This window comes from Methylobacter svalbardensis (genome assembly GCF_037671525.1).
In the GTDB taxonomy this organism is placed as follows: Bacteria; Pseudomonadota; Gammaproteobacteria; order Methylococcales; family Methylomonadaceae; genus Methylobacter_A; species Methylobacter_A svalbardensis.
This window is the reverse complement of sequence record NZ_JAWPOH010000159.1, coordinates 1-1,733: the sequence shown is the minus strand read 5'-3', so window position 1 is coordinate 1,733 and position 1,733 is coordinate 1. Positions and strand designations below refer to the sequence as shown.

At 46.2% G+C, this 1,733-nt stretch carries 2 protein-coding genes; one reads left to right on the top strand and one right to left on the bottom strand.

From position 1 onward, the window contains the following. Positions 1-407: 407 nt before the first annotated feature. A complete protein-coding gene (locus tag RW114_RS20530) occupies positions 408-581 on the top strand; it encodes a YetF domain-containing protein (RefSeq protein WP_340124587.1) in 174 nt (57 codons plus the stop codon). Between the two features lie 62 nt (positions 582-643). Here RW114_RS20530 and RW114_RS20525 read toward each other — a convergent pair whose 3' ends face one another. Next, positions 644-1,486, bottom strand: coding sequence for a transglutaminase-like domain-containing protein (locus RW114_RS20525; protein ID WP_340124586.1), 843 nt, complete (start codon positions 1,484-1,486; stop codon positions 644-646). Positions 1,487-1,733 lie beyond the last annotated feature (247 nt).

The following is a 1,733-nucleotide window of genomic DNA, read 5'->3' as shown; positions in this document are numbered from 1 at the left end:
TATAGCTGAAGCCGCTCTCAATGAGGATTTTGATAGGGTTTGCCCCAAACCCGGCAACCCCTCGAAAAATTCGTTGGTGGCCGTATTGCTACGCATGGTGGCTTGATGATTTTTTAGGAAACTTCAGATGACTAAAATACAGACTGTCAAAACGATAACCGCATTTAATGTTTGACCTCGTACAAATAAAATTACCGCAGCGGGTCCCAAACTAGCGTGCTGCCTATAGGTAATAAAGATAAAACTATCATTAACATACCCCATAAAAATGCAGCAGGAATACCTACAAACCAAAATAAAAATCCCCAATACTGCCTTGAATAATAGCGACGATTAAACCGCATTTAACAGTCTCCTTGGCTACGTTGGTGAAACGCTCAAATAATTCTGTTTCGATTCCGTCACCTATGGGGGGCGACGCACGAAACGGAAAACTATTACATAGAAAGATACGTCAGGGAATGATCACGGAGGATGAATTGATGAGCAAAATTCGCGAACAGAGTCTTGAAGATCTTACCCAAGTGAAAGACGTTTATATGGAGGGTAACGGCACGATAAGCGTTATCAAGCGTGAGTAGGGAGAGCTGCTTCATGCAGGTTTATTAATCAACATCAATAATTGGCTATCAACTTATAAAACTTAATTAGTTGTCGACACCGCCGACTGTTGCACAGGTTGATTGGTTATTTGGTTAGGCGCCGTTTGTTCAGCCCACACAGCCATATAGGTAAGCGTCGCCGCCCCGATGATGGTCGCAAATGATGCGTCGGCAGCATCCCGACCTGTGCCAATACGTACAAATCCCTCAACCGGCGCCATACGTGTAGCATCAAACAAATACCAGCGAGACCTCAGATAAGCCTCAAAAAATCCATGAAAATCCGGCGGCTGCAAAGCCACCGCGTATCCTGAAATATACCGCGCGGGGATACATAACGCCCGGCTCAAGGCGATAGCGAGATGCGCATAATCCCGACATACCCCTACGCGCTGTATCAATACGTCGCAGGCGCTGGTACTTGCCCCGGTACTGCCTGCTTGATAGTCGAGATTGCCGTGTATCCAGTCGCAAATTGCAGTAACCCGGGAAAATCCAGGCTCGGCGTTGCCAAACATCCGTAAGGCAAAATGGGTCAAACGATCAGACTCGCAATAACGGCTGGGATTAAGGTAAGGCAATATTTCGTTTGGCAATTGAGAATACCCGGTCTCGACAATCCCTGAAGTATCATAAATTTCAGGACGCAAATCCACAGTCGCACGGTATTGAAGTTGCAGATCGCAGGGCTCGACAGTTAGCCGGTACACTTGATTATCTTCGGTTCCCAAACAGCTGGACTCGTATCTAATATCGGGGTTTAACCGCAGGGTTTCCTCACTGATGTTCTGGTGCGCAGTTCGTGCCGCCGCCACGTTAAAGAGAAAGCTCGTGGAGCTTGTAACCGAGTACGTTAAGTCGCAGCCTACTTGAATGGTTGCCATGATTGTTAACCTCTTGCAGTGTGGTAAATAAATAGGTCTGATGGTAATAATGTTGGGTTCAGCGATACCCAAATTATCACTTATATTTTCGTGGCTAAGATCGCACTGTCCATGAAGCTGTATACTCGATGTTCAAGTTTTTAAATTTTTTGCAGCCTGATTCTTGGAAAATTATCCAGCAGCACGGTACTGTAGCGAAACCGTCGGCCCTAAACGCCCCAAATCCCTCCCAACCATATGTTTTCCA

Bases quoted from the DNA above. Each gene is read 5' to 3' on its own strand.
- RW114_RS20525 (WP_340124586.1), bottom strand. From the start codon at position 1,486: ATGGCAACCATTCAAGTAGGCTGCGACTTAACGTACTCGGTTACAAGC.
- RW114_RS20530 (WP_340124587.1), top strand. From the start codon at position 408: ATGGGGGGCGACGCACGAAACGGAAAACTATTACATAGAAAGATACGT.